This window comes from Bacillus sp. FJAT-28004 (assembly GCF_001280845.1).
GTDB lineage: Bacteria > Bacillota > Bacilli > Paenibacillales > Paenibacillaceae > Pristimantibacillus.
Window position 1 is genome coordinate 243,399 of the sequence record NZ_LGHP01000003.1, and the last position, 24,903, is coordinate 268,301.

General features: G+C 49.5%; 17 protein-coding genes. 14 read left to right on the forward strand and 3 right to left on the reverse strand.

What is annotated here, in order from left to right:
- Positions 1 to 16 precede the first annotated feature (16 nt).
- Positions 17 to 1,423, forward strand: a complete 1,407-nt coding sequence (gene uxaC / locus AC787_RS28940) for a glucuronate isomerase (protein WP_054028428.1) — start codon at positions 17 to 19, stop codon at positions 1,421 to 1,423.
- A gap of 26 nt (positions 1,424 to 1,449) precedes the next feature.
- Here uxaC and AC787_RS28945 read toward each other — a convergent pair whose 3' ends face one another.
- Positions 1,450 to 1,692: a hypothetical protein gene (locus AC787_RS28945; RefSeq protein ID WP_054028429.1), complete on the reverse strand. Its 243-nt coding sequence runs from the start codon at positions 1,690 to 1,692 to the stop codon at positions 1,450 to 1,452.
- A gap of 109 nt (positions 1,693 to 1,801) precedes the next feature.
- Between AC787_RS28945 and AC787_RS28950 the strand changes: the two genes are divergently transcribed.
- A complete protein-coding gene (locus AC787_RS28950) occupies positions 1,802 to 2,527 on the forward strand; it encodes an SDR family NAD(P)-dependent oxidoreductase (protein ID WP_054028430.1) in 726 nt (241 codons plus the stop codon).
- 116 nt (positions 2,528 to 2,643) lie between these two features.
- On the opposite strand, the gene AC787_RS28955 is transcribed toward AC787_RS28950, so the two are convergent.
- Positions 2,644 to 3,852, reverse strand: a complete 1,209-nt coding sequence (locus tag AC787_RS28955) for an aspartate aminotransferase family protein (protein WP_054028431.1) — start codon at positions 3,850 to 3,852, stop codon at positions 2,644 to 2,646.
- A gap of 144 nt (positions 3,853 to 3,996) precedes the next feature.
- Here AC787_RS28955 and AC787_RS28960 point away from each other — a divergent pair, with 144 nt between their 5' ends.
- Positions 3,997 to 5,019 carry a dienelactone hydrolase family protein gene (locus AC787_RS28960; RefSeq protein WP_054028432.1) on the forward strand — a complete coding sequence of 341 codons (1,023 nt, stop codon included), beginning with the start codon at positions 3,997 to 3,999 and terminating at the stop codon, positions 5,017 to 5,019.
- Between the two features lies 1 nt (position 5,020).
- Here the strand turns inward: AC787_RS28960 and AC787_RS28965 are convergent, their stop codons facing one another.
- Complete coding sequence (locus AC787_RS28965; RefSeq protein ID WP_054028433.1) at positions 5,021 to 5,893, reverse strand: helix-turn-helix domain-containing protein; 873 nt, start codon at positions 5,891 to 5,893, stop codon at positions 5,021 to 5,023.
- A gap of 137 nt (positions 5,894 to 6,030) precedes the next feature.
- On the opposite strand from AC787_RS28965, the gene AC787_RS28970 reads away from it, so the two are divergent.
- The 11 genes from AC787_RS28970 (at position 6,031) to AC787_RS34580 (ending at position 24,430) form a co-directional block, all read left to right on the forward strand.
- Positions 6,031 to 8,004 carry a glycoside hydrolase family 127 protein gene (locus AC787_RS28970; RefSeq protein WP_054028434.1) on the forward strand — a complete coding sequence of 658 codons (1,974 nt, stop codon included), beginning with the start codon at positions 6,031 to 6,033 and terminating at the stop codon, positions 8,002 to 8,004.
- Between the two features lie 53 nt (positions 8,005 to 8,057).
- Positions 8,058 to 8,261, forward strand: coding sequence for a hypothetical protein (locus AC787_RS33905; RefSeq protein ID WP_152970795.1), 204 nt, complete (start codon positions 8,058 to 8,060; stop codon positions 8,259 to 8,261).
- Between the two features lie 180 nt (positions 8,262 to 8,441).
- The gene (locus AC787_RS28975) at positions 8,442 to 10,274 is read left to right on the forward strand and encodes a sensor histidine kinase (RefSeq protein WP_054028435.1); all 1,833 of its coding nucleotides are present in this window, start codon (positions 8,442 to 8,444) and stop codon (positions 10,272 to 10,274) included.
- 3 nt (positions 10,275 to 10,277) lie between these two features.
- Complete coding sequence (locus AC787_RS28980; protein ID WP_054028436.1) at positions 10,278 to 11,843, forward strand: response regulator transcription factor; 1,566 nt, start codon at positions 10,278 to 10,280, stop codon at positions 11,841 to 11,843.
- Positions 11,821 to 13,149, forward strand: coding sequence for an ABC transporter substrate-binding protein (locus tag AC787_RS28985; RefSeq protein ID WP_054028437.1), 1,329 nt, complete (start codon positions 11,821 to 11,823; stop codon positions 13,147 to 13,149). Before AC787_RS28980 ends, AC787_RS28985 begins: the two co-directional genes overlap by 23 nt.
- Before the next feature lie 112 nt (positions 13,150 to 13,261).
- Positions 13,262 to 14,629 (forward strand): ABC transporter substrate-binding protein, encoded by a 1,368-nt coding sequence (locus AC787_RS28990; protein WP_054028438.1) that lies wholly within the window; start codon positions 13,262 to 13,264, stop codon positions 14,627 to 14,629.
- A 60-nt stretch (positions 14,630 to 14,689) separates the two neighbouring features.
- Positions 14,690 to 15,583 carry a carbohydrate ABC transporter permease gene (locus tag AC787_RS28995; RefSeq protein WP_054028439.1) on the forward strand — a complete coding sequence of 298 codons (894 nt, stop codon included), beginning with the start codon at positions 14,690 to 14,692 and terminating at the stop codon, positions 15,581 to 15,583.
- A complete protein-coding gene (locus AC787_RS29000; RefSeq protein WP_054028440.1) occupies positions 15,580 to 16,395 on the forward strand; it encodes a carbohydrate ABC transporter permease in 816 nt (271 codons plus the stop codon). Before AC787_RS28995 ends, AC787_RS29000 begins: the two co-directional genes overlap by 4 nt.
- Before the next feature lie 41 nt (positions 16,396 to 16,436).
- The gene (locus AC787_RS29005) at positions 16,437 to 18,566 is read left to right on the forward strand and encodes a right-handed parallel beta-helix repeat-containing protein (RefSeq protein ID WP_054028441.1); all 2,130 of its coding nucleotides are present in this window, start codon (positions 16,437 to 16,439) and stop codon (positions 18,564 to 18,566) included.
- Between the two features lie 377 nt (positions 18,567 to 18,943).
- Complete coding sequence (locus AC787_RS29010) at positions 18,944 to 23,365, forward strand: S-layer homology domain-containing protein (protein ID WP_054028442.1); 4,422 nt, start codon at positions 18,944 to 18,946, stop codon at positions 23,363 to 23,365.
- Positions 23,366 to 23,404: 39 nt separating this feature from the next.
- Positions 23,405 to 24,430: an InlB B-repeat-containing protein gene (locus AC787_RS34580; protein WP_054028443.1), complete on the forward strand. Its 1,026-nt coding sequence runs from the start codon at positions 23,405 to 23,407 to the stop codon at positions 24,428 to 24,430.
- Positions 24,431 to 24,903: the final 473 nt, after the last annotated feature.

Genomic DNA, 24,903 nt, shown 5'->3' on the forward strand with positions numbered 1-24,903 from the left:
GGAGGAGGAAGCTGGAATGAAGCCATTTATGGATGACCATTTTTTGTTATCAAACGAAACGGCGATTAAGCTTTATCATGATTTTGCGAAGGATATGCCGATCATTGATTATCACTGCCATCTAAGTCCGCAGCAAATTTTTGAGAATAAAAGCTTTGAGAACATTACGGAGGCATGGCTATATGGCGATCACTACAAATGGCGGGCTATGCGTGCGAATGGGATAGAGGAGCGTTACGTAACAGGCGGTGAGGGTGTAACCGATTACGAGCGTTTCGAAGCATGGGCCAAAACAGTTCCGCAAACGATCGGCAATCCGCTGTACCAATGGTCGCATTTGGAGCTTCGTCGTTATTTTGGCGTTTATGAGCTTATTAATGAAAAAAATGCACCATTCATCTGGGAGCAGGTTAACGCGAAGCTCGCGACAGGTCAATTTAAAGCGCGTGATTTGGTCAAAATGTCTAATGTGGAGGTGATCTGCACGACAGATGATCCTGTTGATTCGCTGGAATATCATATTGCAATTAAAGATTTAGAAGATTTTAACGTACAGGTGCTGCCTTCATTCAGACCAGACAAAGCATTGGAAATCAATCGCGCTACGTTTCTAGAATGGATAGGCAAGCTTGGCGAAGCTGCTGCAATGACAATTAACAGCTATGATGCTCTACTTGAAGCGCTTGCTGCAAGAGTGAAGTTTTTCGACGAGGTTGGCTGCAAAGTATCTGACCATGCGCTTGATTATGTTGCTTATGCAGAGACTACGAAGGCCGAAGCTGCCGCTATTTTTGCCAAAGCCTTGAATGGGGTAACGGTGTCGATGGAAGAAGAGAAGCAATACAAAACGTTTACGCTGCTCTTCTTGGGACGTTTGTATGCCGAGCGCGGCTGGGCAATGCAGTTCCATATTAATGCGGCTAGGAACAACAGCTCGCGCATGTTTGGCAAGCTTGGACCGGATACGGGGTTTGACTCCATCAACGATAGCGTTGTAGCTTACCCGTTAACGAGGCTGCTTGATGCGCTGGATATGGACGATGCGCTTCCGAAAACAATCGTATATTCGCTGAATGCCAAAGACAATGATGTACTCGGATCTATAATTGGAAGCTTCCAAGGCGGCGGGGTGCCTGGGAAAATTCAACTTGGATCTGCATGGTGGTTCAACGATACAAAAAATGGTATGCTAGACCAAATGAATACGCTTGCTAATCAGGGACTGCTTAGCCGCTTTGTCGGTATGTTGACTGATTCCCGCAGCTTCCTCTCTTACACCAGGCATGAATACTTCAGACGTTTGCTCTGTAATTTGCTTGGTGAATGGGTCGAAAATGGCGAGGCGCCGCAAGATATGGAGCTGCTAGGCGAAATGGTTCAAAATATCTCTTATCGCAACGCGAAAGCTTACTTCGGCTTCTAGCGTGTATGAAACGTTCTACATTTCCGCTAGCTCGGCGGGGGCTGTGGAACGTTTTTTGTATCCAAGCGATAAGCGGCCATCAAAAATTTGAGCATCTGTGGACCGGCTATATTGGCGGCAATTCCGAAGAGCTCGGAATGAGCTGTTTTTCGGCAAAGTAAATAAAATGCCATGCCGCCGATGAGTTCAAAGGCAAAGAACTCCTTCCATTTCCAAGCGGGAACAACGTATATTTTAAATTCATCTTTTTTGGCAGCTCGTGTACGCAAAATGGGAGCCCTCCTGCTATTTAGGCGCATTACAACCGTAACTAGATTATGCAGAGCAGCTTATCCATCATTCGCTATGATTTAAAAGATAATACTAGGAGGGAAATTGTTGAAGAAAACAGCATTCGTAACCGGAGCAGATCGTGGCGTAGGCTTTGCCTTAGTGACATGTTTGCTTGAACAAGAGTATGAAGTTTTTGCTGGACAATACGCGGATAATGTACCCCAGCTAGAAGAGTTAAAGGCTGTGCACGCAGATCGGCTGCAGGTACTGAAGCTGGACATATCGAGTGATGAGAGTGTGGCAAGGGCGTTCGAAGCAACAGCTGCGCGGACGGATCAGCTAGACCTATTAATCAATAACGGAGCGATTTTAGGAGATATTTCAGCAACGGTGCTTGATCCGCTTCATTATGCGGAGATGCTTGATGTTTTTAATGTGAATACACTTGGGAGCTTGCGGATGAGTCAGACGTTTATGCCACTGCTGCTCAAGGGAGAATCGAAGTTTCTGCTCAATATTTCGTCGGAGGCGGGCAGCATAGGAGATTGTTACCGTGACAGCTGGTACGCTTATTGCATGTCGAAGGCAGCGCTGAACATGCAGTCTAAGCTGATCCATAATGGTATTAAGCAGCTCGGAGGCCGTGTGCTGGTTGTTCACCCAGGCTGGGTGCAAACGTATATGCAGGGCAAGTTAGATGCTGCAGCGACGCTTACGCCGGAGCAATCGGCTTCCTCGATCTTAAAGCTAGTTGAAGACCGATTAAGCTTGGATGCTGCGGAGGCAGATTGTGAATACGTGGATTATGCAGGAAATGCACTGAACTGGTAGAAGGATGAAGCGCAGCTTCGATTGTGCAGCTGCGACTATAGCAGGAGCTAGAGCTCACTCCAACAGGCCAGCCGATTCAGCATTTGCTGGACCAACTGGCCTGTTGAAAGAGAGGATCATTTTACAGCAAGCAGCTGACGGAAAGAGCGGCGCAGTATGAATATCATGTGATCGATATCCTCCTGCGTTACGATTAACGGTGGAACGAGACGAATGGTGGATGAATGAAGTGCGTTAATAAGCAATCCCTCGCGCATGCAAATCGCAGCAAGCTCAGCGGCTGTGTCCTTCGGTATGTCAAATGCGAGCAGAAGCCCTTTGCCACGGATATTTGAAATTGGAAATTCAGAGGAAAGCTTACGAAGGCTGCTTTCTAGATATTGACCTTGCAACTTAGCATTGCCTGCCAAGTTTTGCTCCAGCAGTTCCTGAAGCACGGCATAACCTGCGGCCATGGCAAGCGGGGCTCCTGTATAGGTTCCGCCTTGATCTCCAGGTTCAAATAAATCATAATTGTTCTTCGTCAGCATTGCCGATAGCGGAAAGCCGGCACCAATGCCTTTGCCTAAGGTCATGACATCAGGCAAAATACCGTAATGCTCATAAGCGAACAGCTTGCCTGTTCTCCCCATCCCCGTCTGTACTTCATCAAATATTAACAGCATGCCGTACATATCGCATATTTTACGCAGTCCGTACAAATACGCTTCATCTACGGAATGAACGCCGCCTTCCCCTTGCACGAGCTCGACCATAATCGCACAGGTGTTGTTCGTAACCGCAGCAAAGCAAGCATCAAGGTCATTAATAGGGACATGTTTAAAGCCTTCAACCTTAGGAGCATAAAGATCTTTCCACGCTGCTTTCCCAGTTGCGGACATCATAGCCAGCGATCGTCCGTGGAAGCTGTTCGTTAAGGTAATAATTTCATATGCGCCATTCAAGTTAACGGAGCCATGTTTTCTTGCCAGCTTGATTGCACTTTCATTCGCCTCTGCACCGCTGCTTGCAAAAAAAGCTTTATCCATACCGCTAACGCTAGTTAGTAGTTCTGCGAACTCAATCATCGGTTTATTATAGTAACCAGGGCTTGCGTGTACTAACGTCGAAGCCTGACGTGACAATGCCTCCTGCAATACAGCAGGGGAATGCCCCAAGCTCGTAACCGCCCAGCCGCCGACAAAATCCAAGTAGCGATTTCCTTCCGTATCCCACAAATACATGCCTTTACCGTATTCCATCACGACGCTCGGTCGGTGCGCCGTAAAAAGAACCGATTTCTCCGCCGTTTCTAATAAAGCTTTTGTTGTCTCCGTCTGAATCATTTACGTACCTCCCGGTTATTCATTGTATTGTATAAATATACAGTAGAGAGAATAAAAATTCAACCACTTTACTTAAATCTTCTTTATGGAAACAGAACGGATGGAAGAAGGCTCGAAAAACGCCGACAAAGAGGAGAGATCGCGATGTGGAATGGGGATTCTTATTTAACGAAGCTATATGACGAAGCGATTGCTCGGCATCAAAATCTCCGAACGCTGCAGCTGCGAAACGAACGCAGACCGAAGCTAAAATCGGCGCTGCGCGAACTGATGGGCCAGTTCGAGTCTAATCCCGCACATACACCTAAGGTGCTGGAGCGCGTTCAATGTGATGGATATATCCGAGAACGGGTGGAACTGTCGGCTACGCCAGGGCTGTCCTTTGCCGCTTATGTGCTTATTCCGAGTGATGTGAAAGGGCCGCTGCCAAGTGTGCTGGCACTACATGGTCATGGGTATGGGAGCCGGGAAATTGTTGGTCTACTGAAAGATGGATCTCCAGATTTGGCGGAGCCAGGCATCCATCAGCATTTTGCGGTACAGCTCGTTAAGCGGGGAATGGTCGTTATCGCACCTGATGTGATCGGATTCGGTCAGCGCAGACTAGAAGCAGATCTCGCGCTTAATCCGGATGTGTCGAGCTCCTGCTACCGCCTGTCAACGCAGCTGATGATGCTTGGCAAGACATTGACCGGTCTGCGCGTAACTGAAGCGTTAAAAACATTTAATTACTTGTCAACGCGTAAAGAGGTTGATGCTAATCGGATTGGCCTAATGGGTTTTTCAGGCGGAGGTTTAATTGGTTTTGTTACAGCCGTGCTGGAAGCGCGTATAAATGCGACGGTATTGACTGGCTTCGCTAACACCGTTCAAGACAGCATCTTTGCCGTTCATCATTGCATCGACAACTACACGCCAAGCTTGCTCGTTCACGCCGAGCTGCCGGAATTGATCGGATTGATTGCCCCGCGCCCGTTATTTCTTGAATCGGGTGAAAATGATCCTATTTTCCCGATGGCAGGTTTTCGAAAGGCGGCAGCGGATATTCAGGCCATTTATGAGGTGGAAGGAGCAGGCGATAAGCTTCTAACGGACGTGTTCCCAGGCGAGCATGAAATAAGCGGTCGACTGGCTTACGACTGGTTGAAGCGGACGTTATCCTCATAAATTACGTCATATATTGCTTGCGAAATTTCGTAGGCGGCAACCCGATTTGCTGTGTAAAGCAATTAGAGAAGTACGGAACGTTCTCGAAGCCAACATATTGAGCGATTTCTGCGATAGGCCATTCTGTTTTGAGCAGCAGCAGCTTGGCTTGCTCAAGCCGATATTTGGACAAATAATCGATGGGAGTCATGCCATAAACCTGCTTCATGCAGCGGGTAATGTAGTTATAGTGAAAATTGAGAGCTTCGGCCATCGTTTTGCTTGAAATTTCGGATCGATAGTTATTTTTTATATAAGCCTCGGTTTTTTCTGCTAGGGTGACAGTAGGGCTTGTATAGCTGTCATTTTGACGTAAGTCCATCATGCGCAGCAGCTCCTCGAACGTCTGCTGCTGCGTCCAGAAAGCACTCGATTGGCGCTCTCCTCCAGCTTTGTTCAGTGTTCGCATTAAGCGAAACGCTTGCTCTGGATAAGGGAGCGTCCATGCTTTTTGAAGATGAAGCGAATAAGGAGACGTTAGAAACCGATTATAATGCCCCTCTTGGCTTATGCTGGAGCGATCGAGCTCGGTTTGCTGCCATTCCCCCACTGCTAGAAAATGAACCCAATAAAAGCGAGTCTTGTCCTCTGAAGGTTTTACGGAATAATGATAGCGATCAGGAAGCAGAAGCAGTGTTTGCCCATTAGTCAGTTGCCATTTACGCTCGTCCTCGCCGATAAATAAGCAGCCTGATTCGACGATAAGAAGATCAAATACACCTAGCTGCTTACGGTTTGGATGCTGATCGCCTCGTTCGTGATTGGTAACGCCGCTCTCTAAGTAATAAGGAAGCGGAGGCGCTGCAAAATAAACATGCTCCGATGCTTCTATCATGATGGTTTACACTCCCAGCTTGTGTGAAATTTTATAAGTATTTAGTTATTTTCGTTTGTATTTATGTTTCATTTTAACCCATAGAATAGAGATCAGCAGTATGAAAGTTATTTATTACGGAGGAGAGGTCTTAATCGATGGAGCAAACCGTAAGCAAGGACCATGCCACACCCGTATCACTTAAGCAGGTCAATATTCAGGATTCATTTTGGAATTATTATATTAACCTAGTAAGAGATGTCGTTGTTCCTTATCAATGGGATGCTATAAATGACCGAGTAGAGGGAGCAGAACGAAGCGGAGCGGTTCGTAATTTCAAGATTGCGGCAGGTTTAGAAAAAGGAGATTTTTACGGCTTCGTATTTCAAGATACCGATGTAGCCAAATGGCTGGAGGCTGTAGCTTATTTGCTTGAGACAAAGCCAGATGCTGGTCTTGAGCAAATTGCCGACGAAATGATAGATATTATTGGGAAAGCTCAACAGCCTGATGGTTATTTGAATACCTTCTATACCATTAAAGAGCCGGGCAAGAAGTGGACAAACTTGACGGAGTGCCATGAGCTTTATACTGCTGGCCATATGATCGAAGCTGGTGTGGCTTACTATAAAGCAACAGGCAAGAAGAAGCTGCTTGAGATCGTATGCCGCATTGCGGATGATATTGCTGTCGTATTTGGTGATGGGCCAAGGCAAATAGCAGGCTACGATGGTCATCAAGAGGTGGAGCTGGCACTTGTGAAGTTATATGAGACGACTGGCGATCGCAAATATTTGGAGCTTAGCAGCTACTTTATTGATAAGCGTGGACAACAGCCTAGCTTCTTCGAAGAAGAAGCTGACCGCAGAGGTAGAACTTCGCATTGGAGCAATAATAAGATCCATATTGAACCTGAATATTTCCAGGCACATTTGCCTGTTCGTGACCAGGAAGCGGCGGTCGGCCATGCGGTACGTGTCGTTTATATGCTTGCGGGCATGGCTGACGTGGCACGCGAGACTGGTGACGAGTCTTTGCTTGAGGCATGTCGCAGATTATGGGACAATATTGCCTCGAAGCAGATGTACATTACTGGGGGCATCGGCTCGATGGCGCATGGCGAGGCGTTTTCGTTTGATTATGATCTGCCCAATGATACGGTATATTCAGAAACATGCGCATCGATCGGCCTCATTTTCTTCGCCCATCGCATGCTTCAGCTTGAGCCTAACAGCCGCTATGCTGATGTCATGGAGCGTGCTTTGTACAATACGGTTATCGCGGGCATGTCGCGCGACGGTAGACATTTCTTCTATGTTAATCCGCTAGAGGTAACGCCGGATGTATGTGAGGGCAGAAACAAAAACTTTAACCACGTGAAGCCAGTTCGCCAAGAGTGGTTCGGCTGCGCATGCTGTCCGCCGAATATTGCTCGTTTGCTTGCATCGTTAGGCGAGTATTTATATTCGACGAAAGGAAATACCATTTATTTGAATTTATATATTGGCGGAGATATGGAGCTTTCATTGGGAGATGCCAAAATCAAGCTGAATCAACAATCCAGCATGCCATGGACGGGATCGGCACGCTTTGAGGTGACGCTTGATGAGCCTGCAGCGTTCACTTTGGCGCTGCGGATACCAGATTGGTCTTCTGAAGCAGCGGTATTCGTAAACGGAGAAGCCTATTCCATTACGAATCAAATCGTAGACGGCTACGCTCGGATTGATCGGCAGTGGACGTCCGGCGATGTTGTAGAGCTTACGCTCGATATGTCTATATTGCGAGTAAGAAGTCATCCGCTCGTGAAGCAGAATGCCGGTAAGGTGGCGCTTCAGCGAGGTCCTCTCGTGTATTGCATAGAAGAAGCGGATAACGGAAAGCAGCTTCAGCAGCTGCTTTTGCCACAGGATGCCCAGTTGGAAGAAACCTTTGTAGATCATCTGATTGGTGGTATTCAAGTGATTAAGGCGCAAGCGCTGAAGCTTCAATTCGAGGACTGGGGCACGCAGCTATACCGCTCCAACGCAGAGACAGCTCTTGAGATGGCGGATGTTACGTTCATTCCATATTACGCATGGGCGAATCGCGGCAAAGGCGAGATGGCGGTATGGGTGAAGGAGCGAATATAGACAACTTGGAATTCCAGCATTTTTGAACGGAAAATAAGAACATAACTTGGCGATTGCTAACCGAAGTTTATTCGGGAGTAATCGCTTATGGAGACAGCTTGACCGTATTCGACCATGACGACCTGCTGAACATCATATTGTCTAAGGATTCCGCAGAGCAGTATTGGCAGAAGATTGTAGACAGCTACAAGGCCAAAGGTCTAGACAAAATGATCGAGGAAGTAAACGCGAAAGCGAAAGAGCAAGGCATTGAATAAGATTAGATAGCGAGAAGGCCATTCACGGTGGGGAAACCCGACTTGATGGCCTTTTTTCTGCTCCGTAAATTTTCCATACCGCCATCTGTAGATTATCCTGTTCACTCGACACTCCATATTTGTTACATTAGTAGAAGCAATATAGAATGCGCTTACTTTTTTGCGCGGCAAGGGGGCGGCATGTTCGGATCGTTAAGATATCAGACTAGTATATTTTTGACATTGTCCATCTTCCTGTTCTCCGTGATTACGATCGTTAACGTCATTCATTATTTTCGTAATGAATCGTTGATCGAAAACGATATGGCGCAAAACAAGCAGCAGACGACGATCAAGCTTCAGGAGCAAGTCGACGACATGCTGGAGGAAATGGACAAGCTTTCAATCTCCGTCAATGCATCCGACTCGATTTTGGGTGTGCTGAAGGGGATCGCGTCCAATTCCGAGGAGAACTACTTCACCACACACCCGGAAATTAGTGCGGAAGTGCGCAATACACTGCTATCCTTCACGTCGCTGCAGCCGCTCAAAGGACGAATTAGCATCGTCAGTCGCTTCGGCGATTATTTGGGATTAAGCAATAAGATGGACAATCTGAAAGCCGACAAATTCCAAGTTCGCGCCATGCCTATGTTTCGAGAATACTTGGGCATGGACGATTATAAACGGTTTTTACCGCCCCATCCTGATCCGTGGTCTGAATCGGGAGATAAGGTCGTCTCGATCGTACGTCCGCTTAGGGATAACTACAATGTGTACGGATACGTGGAGGTCAGCTACTCGGTAAAAGAGCTGGAAAACCTCTTTTTCTTCCGCAACGACCTGTCCTTCGGCAACGTGCTTATTCTCGGCCCAGACCGCAGCGAATTGTTCAGCAGCTTAAGTCTAGACATTGCCGGCAATATTGAGGAGAACGACCGCTCGAAGATGCTGCTGGATGAAGAATTCGGGCATTTTCAGATGCAGTTTTCCGGGACAGACGAGATGGTGTTTTATTCGAAGCTGACGGAGGTTGATTGGACGGTGCTGCTGATCGAGGACGTATCCGTTTACCGCAGGCCTATCGCGTATTTGCGCTATAGCTCCGTTACGATTTTTTTGGCGGTGATGGCCGTATTGTTGCTGGCGCTCTATCTCTATACCAGCCGTGTGACAAGACCGCTAAGTAGACTGAAGGATTCTCTGGCTAATGTCGATCTTGCGAAGCTGGAGCTTCTCCCCTCGAAGCTGAGAACCCGCAACGAAATTACACTGCTCGGCTTGGCGTTTCAGGGCTTGCTCGACGAGCTGAAGCGGACGATGCGCCAAGAGGAGGTGGCTAAGCAACGAGAGATGGTCGCGCAGATGAACGCGCTGCAAGCGCAGGTCAATCCTCACTTCCTCCATAATACGTTGACGGTAATCGCGGCCAACGGCAGAAGTTCGGGCAATCCGAAGGTGGTGGAGATGTGCATCGCGCTGTCGGATATGCTTCGCTACACGATGAAGTTCGACCGAAAGGATTCCACAGTCGGGGCGGAGATGGAACATGTGGAGCAATATTTAACGTTGATGCGGAGCAAGTACGAAGGATTTCTGGAGATTGAAATGAACATTGATCAGGCGATCGGTCCCGTTTCCATTCCGCGATTATCTTTGCAGCCTCTCGTCGAAAACGCATTCCAGCACGGATTCGCGGGAATCGAACCGCCATGGAAGCTTGCCGTGTCGGGTACGGTCGGCGAAAGCACGTGGTCCGTCTCTATCGCCGATAACGGAATCGGCTTGTCGCCGGAGCTGCTGGAGAGAGTACGACAGCAAATCGGGCGACTCCGAGACGACCCCGGAGCGGAAACGGATCGTCTTGCTGAAGTGGCAGATGCGGATGGCGGTTTGTCGATACGCGAGGGCAATGGCATCGGCCTGGCGAATGTGGTTGCCCGACTATACTTATTTTACGGCGAGGCCGTCGAGGTTCGGGTGGATCAAGCTCCGGCCGGCGGCACGGTATTTACGATAACGGGGAGGCGATAAGGCATGAACCGAATTATGCTCATTGAAGACGAACCGCCCATCCTTCAAATGATTAAGGGAATGATCGAGTCTTCTCCCCAAGGCTTTGCCGTATCGCATACGGCGTTCAACGGTGCGAAAGCGCTAAAGCTGCTGGAGGACGGAGCGAAGCCGGACTTGATCGTGACAGATATCCGGATGCCGGTTATGGACGGGCTTCAATTGATGAGGGAGCTGTCCGGTAGAGGGTATGAGATCCCTTGCATCATCTTGTCCGGATACAGCGACTTTAACTACGCCCGCGAAGCCCTGCAGCAAAACGCATGGGATTATTTGCTTAAGCCGCTAAAAGAAGACCATCTGGAGCAAGCGCTGGCCAAAGCTTCCGTCATGCTTCGCAAGCGCAAATCTAAAGCGGAACGAGCCTATATAAAGCGGGCATTGCAGCTCTCCGATGACTTTGGAGAGGAACCCGCTAATCCGGGGTATCTGCATTATCAGCTGCTGCTCATAAGGAGAGGACCCTACCGGACAGGCGCTTGGGAAGATCGGCTGCCTTCGCCAGGCGACTTCTATAGCCAATGGGATGATGACGCCATGGAGGCGGCGATAAGCCCCGAATGGAAAGTGGATCCCGTATGGTGGATGAGCGGATGGGCGTCGAATGAGAGAATCACGGTTCGCGCCATAATGGGCCCCAAATCGGGAACCGTTCACCGGGAGGCTGCGGAATCCATGCTGGCAGCATGGACATCCCATGCGAAAGCGGATGAAGGGGTTGTTAATATGGCCGTCTCCGAGCCTGTTGCCGAGGAGAATCTCGCGGTTACGCTTCGTACGCTCAGGGAAGCATTGGCCCGTGAGACGAGATTCGGCGAAGCGCGTGTATGGATGCAAGGCGATATGCGGCGTCCTAGCTTCGTCTTGTCGTCTGAGCTGGATCAAGCCTGCCGCAGTCTGACTCATTCGGCCGAATATGAATCGTTCGAGAAGGCTATGCAAGGATGGGTCAGAGAGTGGCGTAAAGAAAGCTATGGGCAGCCCGAGGTGGAGAGCTTATTCGCAGCGATCGTCCGTTCCTTCCATGCACATTGGCCGAAGGAAATCGCTTCGACAATTGCCGCTTTTGATGCCAACGAGCTTTTATCCGTCTGCCGAACACTGGATGAAGCGGTAAAGCAGTTCTGCGGATATATGAAGGAAGGATATGCGGCTTTGGCCAAGAGCCGCCCGGACCGTTCGGCGAAAGACTTGATGGAAAGCGTCCGGCGTTACTTGGACGAACACTTCATGGAGCCGATCGGAAGCGACAGGCTTCAGCAAGTGTTCGGCTATAACAAAACGTATATCTCAAACGTGTTCAGCGACGTAGTCGGCATGCCGCCTGGAAAATATTTGGCGAAGCTCCGCATCGACAAAGCGATCGCGCTCATCCATGAACGGCCGGAGCTGTCGCTCCGCCAGATCGCGGAGCTCGTCGGTTACGAAGACAGTCTGTACTTCAGCAAGGTATTCAAAAACGCGACGGGGATCAGCCCTAGGGAATACAAGGATAGGAGGGCGAAGGATGGGCAGAACGGGGGCATGTAACGGGCAGTTCATCCGTACGAGTGTTATACTGATGCTCATCTTCGCTGCGCTCCTCTTCGGATGCAGCACAGGAAATAATGAGACGGAGGTTGCACTGAGCAAGTCGCAGGCGATTACGCTAACGCTGATGGGCAACCAGGATTGGACGGTCAAGCCGATTCTGAAGCGGGCTATCGCGCTCTACGAGGAGCAGACCGGCAACCGGATCGAGCTGCAGGCTCTTCCGATTGATACAGTCGATACATTAATCAGCAAGAGGGTCGCGATTGGCGAAATTACGGACTTGGTCATGCACTTCGGAGGGGCTGCGCTCAGCGACTTGCATCCAGAGCGTAACTTCGTCGATATGAGCGGTGAGGACTGGGTGGCAGACCTGACTGAAGAGGTGAAGCCGCGCCTGTCGAAGGACGGCAAGCTGTATGGCTTGCCCCTATGGATGGCTTCCACCAGTGGGACTTTGTATAATAAACGCATATTTGAAAAGCTGGGCTTGCGGGTTCCTGAGACGCAGGAGGAATTTTTTTCCTTGTGCGAGAGGCTGTTCGAGGCAGGCATCGTTCCGGTCTATTTGGCTAGCAAAGACGTATGGCCGCTAATGCCTCAATTCGGCATGGATTATGCAGCCAAACGAACGCCGGGATTGGTGGAAGCGCTGAATTCGAACCAAGTGAATTTGGCCGACGTGCCGGCTGTCCAGGAAGTCGTAGATTGGTACAAGACGATGTATGATCACGGGTATTTCGGTAGCGATTCGGCCAGCAACAACTGGGACGGCTTGCCGACCGCGCTGCATAGCGGCGATTACGCTATGGTCATGTCATGGGACGATTATTTGTATTCCGATCTGGAGGAGAAATATCCCGGTTTGGCAGGCGATTTTGGGATAATGCCCCTCTTCGTAGGCGGCAAGGACGCCAAGCTGTACGAAGGACCGAATGCAGCTATGCTTATGGTCAACAAAAACGGCAGTCATGCCGAGGAGGCGATGCAGTTCATCCGTTTCCTTGCACAGCCCTCCATGCTGAATGACATTTACCGCGATCTGAAGACGGGAACGTATTTCTACAGCGTGACGACGAATCAGCCAACCCCTCAATATGTGGAGAACAAGGAGCAGATCGATCGTCACACTTCTCCCTCCGTCACTCCGTTTATCATAGGCTACAGCCAGTATGAGATGGCCAAGTGGGTCCGGCAAGCGATGACAGGCGCCATTACGACCCGGGAAGCGCTCACCGGTATGGACAATTACCGCAAGCAAGCCGCGATTGATCGCGGCATCCCCGAGTTCCAATATCCCCGCTAAAACGATGTAAGATTTCCATATCGACTCATGTGGAATGTCCATGGGTGCCCCCTTCGGAGCATGTTATGCTTGTTTTGCAAGCGCTTTATACATGCTCGAAGGGGGTTTAATCATGAAGAAACCAGTCAACAAAGCTAATTCGTTGCTAAGCGTGCTCCTCGTATTTGCCATGACGCTGGCCGCGTGCGGCACATCGAACGGGGGCGGCGAGCCAAATGCCAGTACGCCGGCTGAAAGCGGCAAGCCGTCCGCGACGGCGAGCGGCGAGGAGTCCGTCACCTTGAAATTTTGGACGTGGCATCCGTCCGCGGATCTTTACAAGCCGGTTATCGAGAAATTCGAAGAAACGCATCCGGGCATTAAAGTCGAGCTTACGGTCATGGAGAGCAAAGACTTCCAGACGAAGATGCCGATGGCGCTCAGCACGCAGGAAGACCTGGATGTCGTAGGCGTTCAGACCGGGGCGATGCCGAAGCAAATTCAGGCGGATCTGCTGCCGCTGGAGGGTCTGCTGTCCGAAGCGCGGCCAGATTGGCAATCGGTCATTAGCGAGAACAGCGTCGCGCAAGCGAAGTCCCAGGCGGACAGCCTGAAGTTCTTACCGATGGCTTCTGTCGGCTCGATGGTTATGTATTACAACAAAGACATTTTGAATGAGCTTGGTCTGCCGGCACCGCAAACCTACGCGGAGTGGAAGGACGTATCCGATAAGCTTGGCGAGACGAAGAGCGACAAGTTGTCCGTAGCCGTCGGCGGCAAGGACGCATGGATTTTGGATGAGCTAGTCTGGGCGATCGCCGGTCAGCAATCCGACCTGTTCAACCAGTGGCGATACAATGGCAAGAAGCTGGACGGACCCGAGTTTACGCAGGCAGTTGCTAGCTTCCAGAAAATTTTCGATGACGGCATCATAAGCAAAGACGACGTACTCGATATGGACTATACGTCTTCCCGTACCGCCTTTACTTCCGGCCAAGCGGCGTTTTTTATCCAAGGCACTTGGGAGGCGAACCTGCTGCTGGAGAGCTTCCGCAAGTCCAACCAAGTGGACGTGGGCGACGTAGGAGTCCTGCCTATTCCGGCCATCGAAGCAAACGGCAAACCGTCAATCCGATCCTTCATCGATCTCGGCATCGGCATACCGGCGCATTCCAAACATCCGAAGGAAGCGATGCAGCTGATCGACTTCCTCGTATTCGGCGAAGGCAACGACATGCTCGCCTCGACGTTCGCCTTCTCGACCAACAAGACGGGCTTCACGCCGGATGCTTCTCTTCTGACGACACCGACGGCGCAGCAATCCTATAAGACGTTAACCGATCTGCTCAGCTTCCCGACGGCCGATCGGAACAACAATTCCCCGTTCTCCGATGTCGCGGGCCAACAGCTTCAGAAGCTGCTCATAAGCAGCCAGACGCCTGAAGAGACGGCCAAAGCGATTGAAAAAGAATTTCAGACGGGCAAATACCCGAACGAATGATAGCCCGGTAGGAGCGGCATGTCGCTGCTCCTGTCCTGCTAAGGAGGGAGTGTGCATCTTATGAAAATCACAGGCAGGGAACATGTAGTCGGGTTTATGTTTATCGCGCCGCTGCTGCTTTTGTTTTCCGTTTTTTTGGTTTATGGATTTTATTTTATCGTGCATGCCAGCTTCTACGACCAGACGCTTTCGTTCAGGGATGCGACGTTCGTGGGCTGGGACAACTATGTCACCGCATTGTCGGACAACCGATTTTTGCGCTCTATTGTCAACAATTTGGCTTATTCGGCGGCCGCCATTCTCATCAGCTTGTCGGTCGGATTTTTGGTATCCGTCGTTTTGAACATGGGGATCAGAGGCTCTAAGCTGCTGGGATCGCTGTTTTTTATCCCGTCTTTCATGCCGCTGGCTCTGATCGCGATGGTATTCTCCATCATGCTGGAGTTTCGCTTTGGCACGCTGAATCAGCTGCTGCACGGCATCGGTCTCGATTTCCTTGCCCAACGGTGGTTAAGCGATCCGACGCTCGCTTACATGTCCATCATCTCCATCTCCGTGTTTCTAATCGGGCTACCCATGATGTACTATAACGCAGATATGACGACGATTAATGCCGGCATACTCGAAGCGGCCGTTATCGATGGGGCGGGACTTGGACGTATGCTGTGGAGCGTTATGTTTCCGCTGCTCAAGAACGCTCATAAAACGATAATATTGTCTACGCTGCTCGGGAGCTTCCGCGAATTCGAAAGGGTGTTCCTGCTTACGCAAGGCGGTCCGGCGGGCACAACGGAAAATTCGAGCGTCTATATCTATTCCTTTGCCCGGTCCGCCGGGGCGAATATCGGTTACGTCTGCGCGGCATCCGTCATCGTGCTCCTTATCGCTTTGGGGATATCCGTCATCCAGCTTATCGCTTATCGTCCTCGGACGGGAAAGGGGGGACGGGCATGAATTTCGCTCTCGCAAACCGCAAGCAGAAGAGAATCATTAGCGTATTTTTATATGCTTTCGCTCTTATTTGGCTGTTTCCGTTTTATACCGCAATCCGCAATTCGCTGAAAGTGAACGGGTTTCAGAATTACGTCGATTTGTTCACCAGCGATTTGAACGGTATTTCGCTTATAGGCACGTTCTGGAACTCGGCGCTTATTGCTATCGGCTCGACGTTTCTGCTGCTGTCGATAGGCGCGCTTGCTGCCTTCGCCTTCTCCAAGCTTCGATTTTTCGCGAAGGAAGCCATTTATGTATCGGTTCTACTATGTCTGGCCGTACCTGGCGTCGTCATTTTGATTCCATTTTATTATATTTTGAAAAACTTGGATCTCTACAATACGCTTTGGGCCGTCATCTTCTCGGAAGCGGTTCTTACGCTGCCGTTCGCCGTCCTGATGCTGCGGAACTACTACGACAATCTGCCGCCCGAGCTGATGGAGTCGGCTTCGATCGACGGTGCTTCCAAGCTGCAGGCGTTCATACACATTTATTTGCCGCTATCCATCCCTGCGTTAATTAATCTCGGGGTGCTTTCGATCATGTGGTCGTTCCAAGATTTTCTACTGCCGCTTATGTTCCTGACGGATAAGTCCGTGCTGACGGCTACGGTTGCCGTCAATACGCTAAAAGGCTTGTTCGGCTTTTCTCCCGCCGACCTGGGGAAATTCAACGCAGCGCTAGTTGTGCTGGGGATGCCGGGTGTCGTCATCTTTACGTTTGCGCGCAAGTTCATCACAAGTGGAATTACTTCTGGAGCAGTCAAAGATTAGGTAAATGCTAGCGAAGCCAAAGCGTTTAGGAGGATGGAACAATGCGACAAGAAGAACAGACGCAGGTCAATTATTACGTTAGCCTGCATGGGGACGACCGCGCCCCGGGAACGGAGAGAGAGCCGTTCGCCACCTTGGATCGGGCAAGAAGGGAACTTAGAAGTACGGGAACCGCGGGGGTGCGCTCGGCAACGGTATGGCTGCGGGAAGGCACGCATTACGTGGGCGTGACGTTCGCGCTGACGGCGGAGGATTCCGGGACGGGAGAAGCTCCGATTCGCTACCGGGCCTACCCCGGCGAGCGTCCCGTCGTTAGTGGAGGTATGCGGATTCACGGGAAATGGGAACCGTACCGGGACGGCATCTGGGTATGCGAAATCCCAGAGTGGCGAGGCGTCTCGAAGGAGAGCTTGTTCACCGAGCTGTACGTGAACGGCGCAAGGCAGATACGGGCCCGCTATCCGAATACCTTAAATGGCGAACCTGCTTATTTGCGTCCTCTCCATGAACCGGCTACGTGGCCTCATGCCGAATTCGCCTTCGACCCCGTCACATTTACCGGCAAGGATTGGGCGCACCCGGAAGAAGCGGTCGTACACATCTTCGGCAAAACCAGATGGGGCAACCTGCAATGGCGCGTGAAAAAAGTCGACCGTGAAGCGGGCTTCATACATCTCGGCGACGGCGGCAATCAGATTAACGACATTATGCAAGGGGCCGATGGCACCGGCATCGACGAGCGTTCCGATTATTACATCGAGAACGTGTTCGAGGAGCTGGATGCGCCGGGCGAATGGTATGCGGACCGGGAATGTGGACATCTCTATTATTATCCGCCTGTCGGCCTCGATCTCCGTGCTGCCGTCGTGGAAGTGCCGGTCTTGGATGGTATCGTCTTATGCAGGGGAACGCAACGGAATCCCGTTCGGCATGTATCGTTTATCGGACTAACCTTTAGGCATGCGGCGCCGACTTACCTTCAAGCTTACGAGGCGCCATCGCTTGGAGACTGGACGATCCACCGAGGAGGAGCCGTCTTACTGGAAGGGGCGGAGCATTGCGAGATCGCGTATTGCCGCTTCGACGCCGTGGGTGGAAATGCTGTGTTCATGAGCCTGTACAACCGGGGGAACCGGGTACATGGCTGCTGGATGCATGACATCGGAGAAAGCGGCGTTTGTCTGGTCGGCTCGAAGCCGCTCACGCTCGGTAGCCAGCATGCTTACCCTGCTGAAATTACGGTCAGCAACAACAAAATCCACGATATCGGCGTATACGGGAAGCAGACAGCCGGCGTGTTCATCTCGGTCAGCCGGGACAATATCGTCAGCCATAACGAAATATTCCGGCTGCCGCGAGCTGCTATCTGCATAAACGACGGCACTTGGGGCGGGCACGTCATTGAGTTTAACGATATCTACGACACGGTTAGGGAGACCGGGGATCACGGCCCCTTCAATTCATGGGGACGAGACCGATTCTGGTGCATGTCCCAGTCCCACGGACCAGCGTCGCATGGCGCCGGGGATGTCTTTCTGGATGCCAGGAAGCCGGTCGTCATCCGCAACAATCGGTTCCGCGATCGCAAAGGATGGGGCATCGACCTGGATGACGGCTCTTCCAATTACGTCGTGCGGGAAAACTTGTGCATCGGCGTATCGATTAAACTGCGGGAAGGCGATCACCGAACGGTCGAAAATAATATTTTCGTGAACGGGGCCAATCCTCCCGGCATCCATATTGGATACGAGGGGAACAGCGACCGGTTCATCCGGAACATCGTCGTCGCGGACAGCGAATGGGACAACCCCGAGGTCGACATCGATTTCCAGAAAGGCGTGTCCAAAGGCGTATTATATGAGTTCATCGGCCCTCCCGTTCATGGCGCATGGGTGCGGGAGCTGGATGGCAATGTGTTCTACAGCGATGTGGGACGGTTTCTTGCTAGAGTTCATTACCGTCCGTTAGGGAGCCGGACCGAGACGTACGAATGGTCCGATTGGCAGGCGATGGGTTGGGACGCCCATTCCGTATTCGGCGACCCGTTGTTCATCGATCCCGAGGGAGGCGATTATCGCGTTAGACCGGATTCCCCCGCGCTGGCGCTTGGATTCCGCAACTTCCCGATGGATCAATTCGGCTTGGAAGATGACTTCCCTGATTTCGGCTGACTTCTGAGAGGAAGACGCGGACATCTGATCCGTTATTACGAGTCAATCTACCCGTTTCCGATTGAATCCGGACATCCGTTCCGCTAACGAGTGTATTTTGTAAGATCGAACCCGTATTTCATTGGAATAACGGAATGGATGTCCGCTGAAGGTGGTGACGAGGCCATATTTTTTGAAATAACGAAACCCCTGTCCTATCAGCACGAAGGCCAAGCATTGAGACGTTCTCACCATACCCCTGCTTAATACTATTAAGTGGGGAATTTAATAGCATTAAATGTAAGCGCTTTCGACCTTACGAAAAGGAGGTGAAACCGTTATGCCATAAAGGATCAGCTTCTATCATGAGTGAAAAATAAGAGGGAGGCAAATGAAAAATGAGAGCAAAAAAGTGGTTGGCGATGGTATTGGCGTTAGTTTTGGCACTTCCTTTCCTGCCGGCGGCGAATGTGTCGGCACAAGCCCAGCAAGGCGGAACGTTTGTGCTTAACCCGGCAAGAACGATCGATAATTTGGAGATGCTGCCGGCGGCGGCGGCGGAACGGGACGATGCGATCACCATATTTAACGCGGGGGTGCCGAAATATTTTTGGATCAACAATTTTGGTGCAAGAAGCAGCGACTATTTGAAATGGACCGTGCGTTCGGATTTGAACGAAACAACCGATTATTTTGCTTGGCTGCATTTGAAAGCAACGGCGGGTACGCAGTTCAAACTGACCGTTACGCAAAATCAATCCTCTACCGAAACGAATTTCACCAAAGAGCACAACGGTTGGGAAGTAGCGGAAGTCGGCGCACTGCAAATCCCGCCGGGGGAAAGCACGATCACGCTTACGAAGGTGACGAGCGCTGATCAGAATATCTCCATTAAGGGACTCGATATGATCCGCCACTCCGACAAGGCGGCATACTTGGACAGGGCAACCTCTTATAAAGCCGCGGGAAGCGAGCAACGGGCCAAATTCGGCAATTCCGGCTACGGTTTGTTTTTCCAGTACGGCACATGGGGGTACCCGCAATTCGGATCGAAAAAGAACGCGGAAGATTCCACGAATGATTTTGATGTCGAAGCGTTTGTGGACATGCTGGAAGATACGGGCGCAAGCTTCGTCATCTGGTCGATCACATGGTGGCAGTACAGAATGCAAATGCCTGTGCAGGCGGTTGATGACATCATGGGCGATTCTTCACTGACGACGGAACGCAATTTGGTGGGTGAAATCGCAGCTGCCGCCAAGGCCAGAGGCATCGACTTTTATTTGTATTACCACCAAGGTATTCAGCAGGAGCCGGCTTGGAAGTCGAAACAAAATTGGCCGAACGATTTTACAAAATACGGAGTCGGAGATCGCAGTACATTTGTTGATAACTGGGAAAAAGTCGTTAAGGAAATAGGCACAACTCTGGGAACGAATTTGGACGGCTGGTTTTTCGACGATGGCTGTGTCTATTATCCTGCGCCGTTCGAGAGAATGGCCCTCGCGACGAAGGCGGGCAATCCGAATCGGATTGTATCTTATAATTCCTGGGAAGGGACGAAGATCACCGAGTTCCAAGATATGATTTTTGGCGAAGGCACTTGGGGAGACATTACGGAGCCTACGGCGGACGGTATATTCCAGGTGGGCAGAGAAGCAGGCCTGCAGCAAGTGGGGATGCCGATGTTGAATAACGACAACTGGGGCATTACGAGCCAGAACGAAACGATTGATCTGACAGTCAATACGAATACATTGATTGCCAATGTAAAGAGCGCATCGGAGAGAAAGGTGCCAATAGCGCTTAACATCAAAATGTGGGAGGGAGGCATGACCGGGGATTCGACGATTCAAGCTCTCTTTGCGTTGAAGAAAGCGATCCGTCAAGCAGAGCCAGAGCCGGAAGTGTTGGTGAACGATAACGACGCCCGGATCAGGTACTCCGAGAATACCGGCTGGACCTATGGCCCGAACGTCTACAGCGGCTACCATAACAACGACACCCACTATTCCAAAAGTACGGCGGCATCTCCGTCCGTCGAATTTGAGTTTACGGGTACCGGCATCGGCGTGATCGGCAATAAAGCGTCATGGTCTGCGAATGTGGACGTTTATATCGATGGAGATATCGCGACGGGCACGATTACGGGCAGCGGGGCCTTTAACGGCAGCCCCGAACAAAATAGATTCGAGGCTTACAAAAAGACGGATCTGCCATACGGGCCTCATAAAATCAAAGTGGTGTATAAGTCCGGAGCCCAAGAGGCGCAATTGGATGCGTTTAAAGTGTATAACAATACGACTCAGCCTCCAGAAGACGATTATCCTGTAAAAAATGTGCTGATTTCCAGCGAAAGCCATGAGATGGGATTATCATCGTCTATGCAAATGACGGCTTCGGTCATCCCGCAATACGCAAGCGACAAGTCGGTCGAATGGTCTGTCGGGGATGTTAACGGTAGTACCACAACTCTCGCCGCGATCGATAGCAACGGATTGCTGACATCCAATCAGGCAACGGGAACGGTTAAGGTTATTGCCAAATCCAAATCAAATGGGGCAATCGTTGCAGAGAAGCTTATTACGATCAAAGTGCTGCCGAAAGTGACAACGGTCTACGGAAACGACCCGGATGTCGTGAAGAAGGGCACGTGGACAACGAGAGCTACCAATAAATCGATCGATTCAACAGAGGCGGGCGCAACGGCCAGCTACAGCTTTATGGGCAATATCATCGAATGGTATGGCGTTATCGGCGACGATCATGGCATTGCCGATGTCTATATCGACGGCCAATATGTGACGAACGTAGATCTGTATTCGACGAGCCGAGAGACCGGAGCTTTGCTGTTCCGTTCGGAAGATTTGGGAGGCGGTCAGCACACGATCAAAATTGAAGTGCAGGACAGCAAAAATCAAGCGTCGTCGAATAGTTATGTAGAAGTGTATTCTTTCCGAATAGAAGAATCTGTTAATAGTCCATCTACGCACAAAAAGGAGATTAAAGATTTAATCGATTATGTTGAAGAACAAAAATTAACGCTGGATTATCCCTATCTCGTACCTGTGGTCAAGGAAGCTATCAAAAAAGCGCTGGAAGAAGCATATGTCATCTATATGAAGGATGATGCATCCGAAGCAGAAATCACGGCAGCTTATGAAAACCTTCTTGCGAAAGTGCAGTTAATGAGTTTTACAGGCAACAAGACGGAATTGAGCCATTTGTATAACTTACATGAAGACCTCGCACAAGGCGATGTGCCTGACGAAGTATGGGGAGTATTTCAGGCGGCATTGGCGATAGCGAAGGATACATTAGCTGATGTGAATGTATTACAGGCTGAAATCGATCTGGCAAAAAACGAACTACAAAGAGCAATCGATCGTTTGGGGACGATAGCGCCAGCCACCTATACCGTAACTTTCAATAGCAATGGCGGTAGCGATGTTTCTGACCTGTCCAATGTTACTAGCGGCAGCACGATCACGGCACCTAATACTCCTGCCAAAACAGGATATACCTTTAACGGTTGGTACAAAGAAGCGACATTTAAAACCGCATGGAATTTTTCAACGGATAAAGTAGCGGGAAACATGACTCTGCATGCGAGATGGGTAGAGAATACACCGACACAGCCGACACAGCCGACACCATCAACACCAGAAATATCGAAAGACGGGATCATCTTTAAAAACCTAAAGCCGAACAATGACGGAAATACAATAGTACTGATCGGTGAGCTGGATATGGATGCGGCTATAAAAGCTGCAGAAATCAAAAAAGATGGAAGTAAGCAAATAACAGTACGACTTAACAGCAAGGAAGATATACAACAATATACGATAACCATTCCTTTAGATACGGCAGCAAAGGAAAAGGTTGATATTGTGCTGGAGACAGCAATGGGCAGCGTTTCATTACTGAATCATGTCGTAAAAGAGCTGGCAAATGATAAAAACAGCAAGATTGATCTAATTATAAGTCGTTCTGACAAAAATCAATGGACGAAGGAGACACAGCGACTTGTAGGAGATAGACCGATTGTAGATGTGAAACTTTTGCAAAATAATAAAAAAATAAATGCAACCGCAAAAGTGTTCATAAATTATGCTCCAAATGAAAAGGAACGGGCTGATTCTGAACATATTGTAGTATATAAAGTGGCGAAAGACGGTTCAATTGCCATTGTAGCTAATGGCAAATATGATGCGGCAACCGGAACAGTTACAGTATCAGGACAAGCAAATGCAATCTATGCGGTAGGTTTTGTGAAAAAGACATTTGACGATACATCAAACGTTAAATGGGCTGAAAAACAGATATCGGTACTTGCATCCAAAGGCATCATAAATGGAACAAGTGAAACTAGCTATTCGCCTGAAAAGAGTATGACAAGAGCAAACTTCTTGAAGCTGTTAGTAGACATCTTGGAGCTTAGCGCAGACGCCAAAAATAATTTTCATGATGTGGCTGAGGATGCACACTATTATAAGCAGATTGCGATAGCCAAGGCGCTTGGCTTGGCGTCCGGTGTAGGAAACAATCATTTTAATCCGGAATCCGAGATTAGCAGACAGGATATGATCGTACTGATAGATAGAGCGCTGAAGATTGCAGGAAAAGCGCCTAGCCTAGGGGATAAGTCTGATCTAGATTCATTTGCTGATGTGGAGGAAATATCTCGATATGCATTAGAGAGCGTAGCGTCATTGGTGAGAGAAGGAATCATATCGGGCACCGGAAGTGGAATTGATCCGAAAGGAACAACAACCAGAGCGCAGGCAGCTGTGGTGCTTTATAACTTGTATAATAGGTGACCGCCAACGTTCGGAACAAATTTACGGGGAGTGAATGCAGTGAAAATAAAAATGATTAGCACGTTGCTATCCATGGTTATTTTGATGACAGCGATTTTTCCGAGTTTTTTTTCTGTATATGCCGAAGATAAACAAGCCGAGATGCAAATACAAACAACATCGAATGAAAACCTTGCAAGACAATCAGGCGTAACATACCAAGCGAGCTCGGAAGATCCTCTTTATCCGGTTAGCAAGGCTTTTGATGGAGATCGTATAGATTGGGAAAACAGTCGATGGGCTGCCAAAGCATTTAATGACCAGTGGCTAGAAGTGGATTTTGGATCCGTCGTCACTTTTGACAAAATCGATATTTATGAATTTGATTATCTTAAAACGATTAGAAACTGGAGACTTGAGTACTTTGACGGTTCAGATTGGAAAACGATAAAGACGGGAGATCGCTTTGCCAAAGGGTCTAATGTATTTACGTTTGAATCGGTACAAGCCCAAAAAGTGCGATTGTTTGTTGTACAAGCTGAAGGGGATTTTCCAAGCATTTGCGAATTCGAGGTTTATAATACGAAAGAAGCTCAGCCAGTCAAGAATACGGTTAGCTTTAACTCAAACGGAGGCAGTGCAGTAGCTCCGCTTACAGCAATACCTCAGGAATCGACCATTACGCTGCCGCCTCCGCCGACCAGGGATGGATATGTTTTTTTGGGCTGGTATACGGACAACAATACTTATGCCCATGAATTTACTAACATAACGCGAGTAAACGAAAACACAACGCTTTACGCTAAATGGATATACGCTAAATTTTCTTTGAAAAGTTCTTCCGAAGTGAATAAAGCTTGGCTTGTTGCCCATATTGAATTTTCCCAAAACCTGAATCTTGATCATTATCTGGAAACAGGAAAAGCAGAACTCTTAGATGCTCTTGCAAATGCTGAAGAAGTATCCGAAAACCCGAGTGCACTTCAAGAGGATATTGATTTAGCAAATCATAATCTTAAATACGCGCTTTATAAAATGAGAGTGATACCAAGTAAGGACAAACTAGAAGAATTAATTAGTAATTAAAGTAATCAATAGCTGACGATATGGTGACTGACAACGGAAACTAGAATGAAATGCAATCAAACGGGCGGGACATGATCCATTCATGTCGCGCCCGTTTCCGCTGATGCGTTTTTTTTCTTTTCTTCTGCGTATCGGTAGTTCTCATGTCTGCACCGACTGGAGGTGCTGGAAGCCGGAGCCGCGAATAGTAACGGCATAGGAAATAGAAACGTTAATGGCGGAGCTAAAGGTAATTGGGAAAAGGAGCTTGCTCTTTCACCGGCATTTGCCGCGTACAGGAGACCAAAGATACACACGGGACATGTGTGTTTTTTGCGTCTCCTCTTTTTTTGTCCAAAAACTTGGAGGGGTTAAATATGAATATCACCGTAAGTAAAGCTCATCTACACAAAGCATTAGTCCGCCCAAGCTTTCAAAAGATGAGACTAACCAAGCTAGGTGATCCGCCGAAGTAGAACAAGTGGATGGTGTAG

Coding starts and splice junctions, on each gene's coding strand:
- uxaC (WP_054028428.1), top strand. CDS start 17: ATGAAGCCATTTATGGATGACCATTTTTTGTTATCAAACGAAACGGCG.
- AC787_RS28955 (WP_054028431.1), bottom strand. CDS start 3,852: ATGATTCAGACGGAGACAACAAAAGCTTTATTAGAAACGGCGGAGAAA.
- AC787_RS28960 (WP_054028432.1), top strand. CDS start 3,997: ATGTGGAATGGGGATTCTTATTTAACGAAGCTATATGACGAAGCGATT.
- AC787_RS28965 (WP_054028433.1), bottom strand. CDS start 5,893: ATGATAGAAGCATCGGAGCATGTTTATTTTGCAGCGCCTCCGCTTCCT.
- AC787_RS28970 (WP_054028434.1), top strand. CDS start 6,031: ATGGAGCAAACCGTAAGCAAGGACCATGCCACACCCGTATCACTTAAG.
- AC787_RS28975 (WP_054028435.1), top strand. CDS start 8,442: ATGTTCGGATCGTTAAGATATCAGACTAGTATATTTTTGACATTGTCC.
- AC787_RS28980 (WP_054028436.1), top strand. CDS start 10,278: ATGAACCGAATTATGCTCATTGAAGACGAACCGCCCATCCTTCAAATG.
- AC787_RS28985 (WP_054028437.1), top strand. CDS start 11,821: ATGGGCAGAACGGGGGCATGTAACGGGCAGTTCATCCGTACGAGTGTT.
- AC787_RS28990 (WP_054028438.1), top strand. CDS start 13,262: ATGAAGAAACCAGTCAACAAAGCTAATTCGTTGCTAAGCGTGCTCCTC.
- AC787_RS28995 (WP_054028439.1), top strand. CDS start 14,690: ATGAAAATCACAGGCAGGGAACATGTAGTCGGGTTTATGTTTATCGCG.
- AC787_RS29000 (WP_054028440.1), top strand. CDS start 15,580: ATGAATTTCGCTCTCGCAAACCGCAAGCAGAAGAGAATCATTAGCGTA.
- AC787_RS29005 (WP_054028441.1), top strand. CDS start 16,437: ATGCGACAAGAAGAACAGACGCAGGTCAATTATTACGTTAGCCTGCAT.
- AC787_RS29010 (WP_054028442.1), top strand. CDS start 18,944: ATGAGAGCAAAAAAGTGGTTGGCGATGGTATTGGCGTTAGTTTTGGCA.